A 9166-nucleotide genomic window follows, 5' to 3' on the forward strand; every position below is an offset into this window, starting at 1 on the left:
ACTCTAGGTAGCCATTTCTTATGATATGCTTTATTTAATTCCGTCTGTTTGGCCCATGTAATCTTATCTTTTTGTAGTCATTTATCTCTGGCAGACTTGGTTCAAATATTGTCAGCGGCAACACTATATGACTCCCCCAAATGGGGAAAAGTAAGAATTGGCATAATACTCTCCTTATACGGCAAAAATGCAATTTCCGTGGCAGTCTATATCTCAATAAACACACGGTAATTGTAACACACTATACCATCCGACAGTATTGTTTTACTGTAAATTTCTTTAATTCCGGACTCTGATTAGGAAGGCATGGATGGCAATGGGGCAAACTATTGCATTTAAAAGGAGATGTATTGACAGGAGTAATAAGCTTGTTGGTGTTGTAGCAATAATAATCAAGTAATATGCAATCTAAAGGCAGGTAATCTAAACGATATGCCTGCCCTTAGAATATTATTACCAATTCATCCTTTTAGTGGACATAACTCTGCGTCCCAACAAAACTAGGTACAGAGTTCCTTGAATTATTAATTATTATATCTGCTATACGCGATTATTTTGTTCTTGTACTTCTCTGTTAATTCCTCAGCCTTGCTTCGTGATATTCCCTGGGCTACAACCTTAAACAACGCTTTTTCCGAATCGGGTAGGATGAGAGCCCACGCATCATCCGTCAACACTTTAATTCCATCGATTAGTTCAGTATTCTGATCTTTGATCTCTTCCATTAAACAACGCATAACGCGTCCTTTTGCTTCAAAAGGACAGATAACATCTCTCATACTGATGTAAAATTCAGGTAGTTCTTCGATGAAACTATGCAGGTTAGTACCTGTTTTAATCAGGTATTCCATAATGGAAACCAAAGAGTAAAAACTATCGTAATGAACCTGAAGTGAATTATTTTTACCAACTTCCAGCAAAGAACGGGGAACTGCTTTTGTCCGTACAACCGAAACTCCCGCCTCCTCCATCATATTATCAAGGATTGATGGAGCCGTTACAGGAATAGCGATAGGGGAACGATTCTTCAAGGTTGTCAACGTTTTGAGTACTAAAAGTTCCTCCTCAGATAAAACTTTCCCCTTTTCTGTCACTAAGCGCATATTTTGACCACTGGTATCCAACTCAATGCCCAGATCCGCCTTGTTGTCCATTACTACCTTAGCCAAAGGAGTTGTGCCGTTAAGAATCCCCATTGCTTCACAACCAAGACTGTCCAACAATTGTGACAGGATGGAGACAACCAGCGGACTACTGCAATGATAAACCACCTTATATCGCCGGGCATAGAAAATTCCCAGGTCTACGCGGGAAAGAATCTCCTCCAGGTAATGTTTGACCGTTGCGGGTACCTGTTCTAACAGACCTAACTGAGAAACGTTGGGCCTGGTAAAGTCCTCTTGCAGATACGCATTTTCTATCTTTCGCTCCATGTCTTTATCGATCGGCAATCCTTCTCTGTCAAAAAATTGGACACAAACTGTTTTTACCCCTTCGCCACCCCCCTGACGTATATGAATAGCCCCGTCACTGTGAGAATGTCGACACTCAAAACGGGCAATCGGTGTAACTGTTGTTCCGATATCACGCACTTTTACCCCTGTAGCCAGCAAACTGGAAATAACAGAAAATTTAAGAATTTTGTTATAATAATCTTCGTCACAGCTTACACACACCGTCACTCCCAGGCGAAGGCGGGAACCATAGGCTGAAGCTACTTTGCCGATGAATTCCGGCGTTAATTCCCAATTAGGTATTCCACTTATTCCATCTGAACCAAACAAACTGCTCGACACAGATCCACCCCAAATTAATGAAGATGATTGCACCGTTCCAGCCGCGATCGTTTTCTCAGGCCATATTTTTACACCTGGCTTGATGACGGCTAAATCTTTAACTACAGTTTTTTCGCCGATTACCGCATTATCATATACACGGCTGCCCGCGCCTATATATATTCCATTGCCAAGAGTCGCCCCGCTCAAACTCACGGCTTTTCCCAGATAGTTATGATTCCACATCACGGTATGCTCCGTATACGCGCCCTCACACACCCGATTATATCGGCCCATAATGGTATAAGGTCCGATGACCGCCCCAGGATCAATAATCGTTCCCCGGCCAATATAGGAAGGGCCTTCTATCTTAGCGTCAGCAGGAATTTTTATCTCTTCTTCAAACCACATGCCCGGCGCTTCCTCAAAACCATTGACCGGCAACTGAATTTCTCCCAGGAGCATATCAAATTGGGCTTGCCGGTATTGAGAATGACTCCCTATATCCGACCAATAACCCTGAGCCACAAATCCATATAAATCCTGTTCCCGTTCCATCACCAGCGGAAACAAGTCCTTGCTGAAATCGTATTCTTTTTCCCTGGGGAATAATTTTAAAATCTCCGGTTCCAAAACGTATATTCCTGTGTTAACGGTATCACTAAAGACCTCACTCCAGCTGGGTTTCTCTAAAAAGCGGATGATCCTCCCGTCCTCCTCGGTCATAACCACGCCATATTCCAGTGGTACGTTTACCTTAGTTAGAACCAGAGTTCCCATAGTTTGTTTCCGGCGGTGAAAATCGATAGCCTGGCTTAGATTAAAATCAGTCAAAGCGTCACCGCTGATTACGACGAACGTGTCGTCCAAAAATTCTTCCGCGTTTTTGACGCTCCCTGCTGTCCCCAGGGGAGTGGTTTCCTCAAAATAGGTTAAATGTACACCATACTCTGCGCCATCACCAAAATGGCTCTTGATTACTTGCGGTAAAAACTGAAGTGTCACGGCAATATTGAAGATTCCGTGTCTTTTTAACAGTTCAATAATATACTCCATGCATGGACGACCTAAAAGAGGCACCATTGGTTTCGGTTGAAAACATGTGAGGGGGCATAATCTCGTTCCTTTTCCGCCGGCCATGATAACTGCTTTCATGTCAAAATCTTCTCCTTTCGTACAGAAAGTAGGCCATTTAAACCGATTTTTGATCAGTTATAGTAGCTGCCTGCGTAAGAGCGCTTTTCTCCGTCTCTCTATCCATCGCCTTTAGGTAAACCCCGATAGTATGTTCGGCGATGTTGTGCCAATCGAATCTGCCAATTTCCTTTCTGGCTATATCCGCCATGGCATGTGCCAAATCCTCATTTTTGATTATTTCAATCACCTGACGGCTCAAGGAAGCAGCATCTCCCGGTAACATTTTTAGTCCGTTATGGCCATGCTGAACAATATCGCCCAAACCCCCGACATCTGATACAACAACCGGGGCTCCCGCTGCCATGGCCTCTAAGACAGCTATGCCAAACGGTTCATATAAACTAGGAAAAAGGCACACACTGGCAATATTAAGCAAATGATTCCGTTCTTCATCCGTTAAAAAGCCCGTGAATAATACTTTATATTCCACATCTAGTTTTGCCGCTTGTCTCTCCAGTTCCGGCAGAGCCGGGCCTTTGCCGACGATGACAAACTTGGCATCCGGGCATTCCTTCAATATTAAAGGTATGGCTTCTATCATGGTGTGTACTCCTTTTTCCCGGACCAGCCTGCCGAAAAATAAAATGATTTTTTCATGAGCCCCGGCATAAGGTTCTTTTGAGTATTGAACAAATGCAGTATCCTTTATACAGAGCGCCCCTGCATCAACCCCGTTCGGAACAATATCCACCTTTTCTGAAGGCAATTGAAATATATCAAGAACTTCACGCTTCATGTACGTACTGCAGACAATGACGCGCTTCGCTTCATAAGTAAGTCTCCATTCCTGGCTGTGAATGTTTCGTTGGAAATCATTATGAATTCCCTGGTTGCGCCCATGTTCAGTCGCATGAATCGTCCCAATCAGCGGCAGGCCATAACGCTGCTTCAGAGACCTCGCCGCATCGCCGACCAGCCAGTCATGGGCATGAATGAGATCGAAATCCAGGCCCGAGTCAACTAACATTTGCACACTGTCAATCATCATTAAATTAAGTTGGAAAACCCAATGCAGAAACTCATCACCATCAGGTTTCATCACATGAACCCGGTGAACGTGCACTCCTTCTACCATCTCTGTATGGGGGGTGTTACCGGTTTCACTTGTTACCACATGCACTTCCCAACCTTTTTTTACCAGATGACGTGAAAGGTCGTAAACATGCCGTGATATACCTCCTACAACTAACGGCGGAAACTCCCAGGATAACATCAAAACCCGTGGGCTTTTTCTTTTCGCAAGAAAATGATAAACCGGATAATTTGAGCGATAATCACGATAGTCGACATCTGGAAAGATGTTATCAATCTGCTCAACCGTACTCAGCCATTTCTCATCAATTTCCCCCGACTCAATCATGACTTTCAGCCTGCTAAAGCGGTTTACGTGGTATTTTGTTCGCTTCACCGCATAATCGACCACAGTTTTATTATCCATGATGAAGGCCCAATCACTGCTTTGAGCCAGCATAAGCTCCCTGGCCATCTGGTTTAATACCCTGCTTTCAAATGGCTGCGGCCTGATCATATTGTTAGCAAGCCTGATTAAGTCTTTTTCAGCTTGATGCAGGGCGGGATAAACCCAGTCATTTTCCTCTCCAAGCCATACATCTGCATAACCGTTGCGTCCCCATGAGGACATGGCAAGTTCACAGACCTGATAATCTTTATAAAGACTCAAATACTTTGAAGGTGTAATCGTTTTGACGTCTTCCTGGTCAAAGTAAATCTTTCTAAAAAGCTGATCCAACCATAGTGGCCCTTCATACCACCAATGTCCAAACAGTTCGGCGTCATACGGAGCGGAAACCACCGGTTGGCGGCCCATTTGACCCGCCCAGTACTCTACTTGCTTTTGCCTTTCAGCTAAAAAATGCTCTGCGTGCCGAATAGCCTTTGTATAAGCCCAATCCGGATTATAAGGCTCCTTATGTTCCCCGTGCCCTGTGATCCTAAAGTATTTGATGCCGGTGTTTAAACGGATGCCATCCGGATGAATGAAGGACGCAACCGCCTCCTCATCAAGTTCAAAACCGATGTCCCGGTAATATTCCCTGTAATCATAATCACCCGGATAACCCATACGCGCATTCCATACTTGTTGTGAAGATTCAACGTCACGGGGAAACGCCGCCAAACCATACGGTGTCAGCACTGGGGAAAGCAACCCAAAAACAGGAGCAGGCTGAGCGTTTTCCACTCCGTGCGATTCAGTGAAGAAATACTGAAGCCCACACTCTTTTAAGATTTTGTCTAAACCCGGCTTAAAGCCGCATTCCGGCAACCAGATACCACGCGGGGAGCGGTTAAAATGCTTCTCATAAAAACTTATGCCGGTCTTAACCTGTGCCCGGATTGCTTCTTCGCTGAGGACCAAGGGCAAAAAAGCATGTGTCGCTGCCGATGTGATGATTTCCATATGTCCCGATTCCTGCAGTTCTCTGAACACACGGACAAGATCACAATCGCAATCTAAATAAAATGAACGAACATCATTAAATCTCTTCAAATAGCTTACTGCCAAATGATTAAATTCCGGCTGGGCTCCCGTCCGTTCCACTTCGTGCTCAGTTAATTTAATCAGGCCGTTAATATGTTTCATGTAACGACTGATAAGGAGTTCATCGCTTAACATCGATAAAAGAGTCGGGGTCATCGACATGGTCAGGTGAAAATCCACACCATCTTTGATTAACCCTTGAAATACCTGCAATAGAGGGATATAAGCATCTGTAATTGCTTCATAGAGCCAACGTTCTTCCAGAACATTTTCCCGCTCCGGATGGCGGACATAAGGTAAATGCGCGTGTAAAGCTAAGGCTAAATATCCTTTTACCATTTTTTCTGCCCTCCATCCGGCTGCGCTAGCGAATATCCGTCAAACTGGGTTAACCATGCCACTTGCTTTTCAGGACCCTTGATGAGTTGTTTTTCCCTGAGACCATCCAAGTTACTATTTGGTCCGGGCCAAGCAGCAAAGCGCAAACCAGTTCCGACTCCATGGTCTGAATGTGCAGGGGGAGTTTCCTCTATATTTGAGCGAATAATTGTAAAAAAACCTCCCTGCGGGGTTAGTGTTCCGAAGTCCACCAAATATCTCCGCTTCGCCTGTACCCCGCTAATTATCAAGTGGTCAAATAAAGGATGCACAGGAATTCTGCGACTGGAGTGAGCATTATATCCATTAAATTCAAGATCCGTGACATCATTCACCTGAAGAAAAAGGGGGAGCTCGGTCCAGGTGCGTTGAAAATGTTCACAAATTAGTTGCTTTCGTAAATCGTTTAATTCCCAATAAACAAATATAGTCGTTGGTTCCTTAACTAGTAAAACAAGCCGGTTAACCTGCCAGTTGCGCTTCCACGATTCTTCCATTATTGAGTTGTCCAGATTCAATAAATTTAGCGGAGGTTGCCTTTCCTCTTCCCATAGGTTCGCGCTTTCATTTAATCGCTCCATACTGCCTCCTGTTTAGATGTTAAATGTATACTATCAGATTTTTATAATAATGGAATTTATTCCTATAGTCATCTTACATAATCCCTCATACATGTCATAAATCCCCAACCAGGATACATCAATTTTTGAATTAACCGTAATATTACAGATAATTTTCAGTATTTCTAAAGAAATCTGGATAAACTTTTTTTCCATTGACAAAAAAATACCGGCGGAATAATCTATCCCGCCGCTTTTTACTACCTTCGTCCCCAGGTCGTCAACTCTAACTCAAAGTCATTGGCAAAATCAGGACTGACAGGAACCACCCGAATATTGGCTTCTGACTTCAATGAACTCCCTGAACCAAATCGGAACCTACCCATATATATATGCACTCCCGGTGATAATAGACCCTTAAGTTCAAGTTTTTCCCGCCAGATCTCTCCCAGAGCATCCGTATAAATAAATTCAACCATTACATCACCGTGCCAAATCGGACCGAGCCGTATCTGGCTTTGAATTAATGAATCAGTTAACTCAACTGTTTCAACCTGAACATAGTGCCAGTTATTCCGGATAAACTGCTTGTAATCGGCGACACGTCGCGCCACTTCAAAATTATTGGCGGTAAATTTGAGTCCTCTATCTGCAGCTGGACAATATAATTTATTCTGATATTCCATAACCATTCGGTCTGTGCAAAAAACCGGAGTCAATGAGCAAATAGATTCTTTCATCATCAGGATCCATTCCCGGGGAAGAGATTCCTGGTTGCGCCGATAATACTGCGGCGCTATCTCGTTCTCCAGCAAGTTATACAATGACTCTCGCTCCACACGGTCTCTTTCCGCCTGGTCGGCATCTGCCACCGAAGGGATTGCCCATCCATTAGCGCCGTTGTATCCTTCGTCCCACCATCCATCTAAGATACTGCAATTTATTACTCCGTTGACAGCGGCTTTCTGACCGCTGGTTCCACTGGCTTCCATGGGTTTAACGGGAGTATTCAGCCAGACGTCAACCCCTTGCACAAGTTGTTTGGCATTTTCAATATCATAATTCTCTATGAAGAATATCCGCTCCCGGAAACGGTCCATCCTGGCAACCTCGACGATCCGGCGCAATAACTCCTGTCCTAAACCGTCCGCCGGATGCGCTTTACCGGCAAAGATAATGCATACCGGCCGTTCCGGGTGATTAACTATACGATCTAATCGCTCCAAGTCATGGATCAACAGCGTGGCTCTTTTATAGGCAGCAAACCGCCGGGCAAACCCAACTACCAGAAAACCAGAAAGATGTACGGGCAATTTAAGATGTTCGAGCATACGGATCTTGATTCGCATATGCGTGTTCCACAATACCTGATCATTGATTTCCCTGACTGGCTCCCACAAAGCGCTATTGGCAATTTTTAATTCCCAATTCTTATCTAAGTATTTATCAAATAGTTCCTTCATTTCCGGCGCCAGCCAGGTTGTTGTATGAATGCCGTTGGTAATGGCGTCTACGGAAATGTCCTGCCAGAGAATATCCGGGGACCAATTCTGAAAAAGCTGTTTAGTAACATCCGCGTGGATCTTGCTTACCCCGTTAATTCCGGATGACGTTCTTAAGGCCAGACGGGTAAGGTTAAATTGATTCCCCACTTTTCCCAGCGCCAATATTTCTTCTCGCCCAACACCCAACTGTCTGTAAAAATCCCCCAAATATTTATCCAATAATTCAAAATAATAAGTATCGTGTCCGGCTGGAACCGGAGTATGGGTGGTAAAAACCGTACTCGCTCTGACGGCTTCTAAAGCAGCCAGAAAGGGAATCCCCTGGAGTAAGTATTCTCGTATCCTTTCCAACACCTGAAAAGCTACATGACCTTCGTTCAAATGCCACACAGCCGGTTGAAATCCAAGCTTTCTGAGAAGCCGGACTCCACCTACCCCCAGGAGGATTTCCTGTTCCAACCTAGATGTTTGTTCGCCCGGATAAAGTTTAGCGGTCAGACAACGGTCTTCCGCTTGGTTTTCTTTGATGTCCGCATCCAAAAAATAAACCGGCACCGTACCCACCATTGCACACCAAGCCATAAGTTTCACTACACGATTCTTGAGGACTACTTCAACGAGCACGGGTTCTCCCGGTTCATTTAAAACTGGGGCGAGAGGGAGATCCTCCGGGTTAATTTTCGGATATAAGGCCTCCTGAATACCGTCTAAAGTGATCCGTTGCTGAAAGTAACCCTTGCGATATAAGAGACTTACCCCAACGAGCGGAAGACCCAAGTCATTTGCCGCTTTGAGATGATCCCCGGCTAATAACCCCAAGCCACCGGCATAAAATGGCAATGACTCGTTAATGCCAAATTCAGAGCAAAAATATGCGACAGTTCCCATCATGTCGTCACCCTATTCCCCCGACATATTCCCCCGGTATTTAAGGGGTACTTTCAAAATATGCAGGAGACTAGCCCAATGATTCTTCTGAAGAAATAAAAAAATCACCGCCTTAGTATGCAAAAAAAGATCTGGATTTTTGCCGTCCAGATCTTTCATTATTCTCAGTCTCGCGTTGTTAGTTATTTTACGTCGTACCCCTGATCTTCAATCGTTTCTTTTATTTTATCAAGATCTTGTTGCTTCTCACGTAATTTGACGGTGGGATTCTCACCGTCAATGGCGTGAGAGTTGTTTTGCCAATCAGCCAAGCAAGTGAGAAATGTAACGCCACTCACATGGACCGCATATGCCATTCATTGT

Annotated in this window: 5 protein-coding genes; all 5 read right to left on the reverse strand. The window is 44.4% G+C overall.

Features of this window, described 5'->3' with window-relative positions:
* Positions 1-524 precede the first annotated feature (524 nt).
* The 5 genes from L7E55_RS17035 to L7E55_RS17055 all read right to left on the reverse strand — a co-directional run bounded on the left by L7E55_RS17035 (position 525) and on the right by L7E55_RS17055 (position 9141).
* Positions 525-2930 (reverse strand): sugar phosphate nucleotidyltransferase, encoded by a 2406-nt coding sequence (locus L7E55_RS17035; RefSeq protein ID WP_277445560.1) that lies wholly within the window; start codon positions 2928-2930, stop codon positions 525-527.
* Between the two features lie 37 nt (positions 2931-2967).
* Positions 2968-5811 carry a 1,4-alpha-glucan branching protein domain-containing protein gene (locus L7E55_RS17040; RefSeq protein WP_277445561.1) on the reverse strand — a complete coding sequence of 948 codons (2844 nt, stop codon included), beginning with the start codon at positions 5809-5811 and terminating at the stop codon, positions 2968-2970.
* Positions 5805-6431, reverse strand: a complete 627-nt coding sequence (locus tag L7E55_RS17045) for a DUF4912 domain-containing protein (protein WP_277445562.1) — start codon at positions 6429-6431, stop codon at positions 5805-5807. Before L7E55_RS17045 ends, L7E55_RS17040 begins: the two co-directional genes overlap by 7 nt.
* 239 nt (positions 6432-6670) lie before the next feature.
* Complete coding sequence (gene glgP, locus L7E55_RS17050) at positions 6671-8806, reverse strand: alpha-glucan family phosphorylase (RefSeq protein ID WP_277445563.1); 2136 nt, start codon at positions 8804-8806, stop codon at positions 6671-6673.
* A 179-nt stretch (positions 8807-8985) separates the two neighbouring features.
* Complete coding sequence (locus L7E55_RS17055; protein WP_277445564.1) at positions 8986-9141, reverse strand: hypothetical protein; 156 nt, start codon at positions 9139-9141, stop codon at positions 8986-8988.
* Positions 9142-9166: the final 25 nt, after the last annotated feature.

The organism is Pelotomaculum isophthalicicum JI (assembly GCF_029478095.1).
In the GTDB taxonomy this organism is placed as follows: domain Bacteria; phylum Bacillota; class Desulfotomaculia; order Desulfotomaculales; family Pelotomaculaceae; genus Pelotomaculum_D; species Pelotomaculum_D isophthalicicum.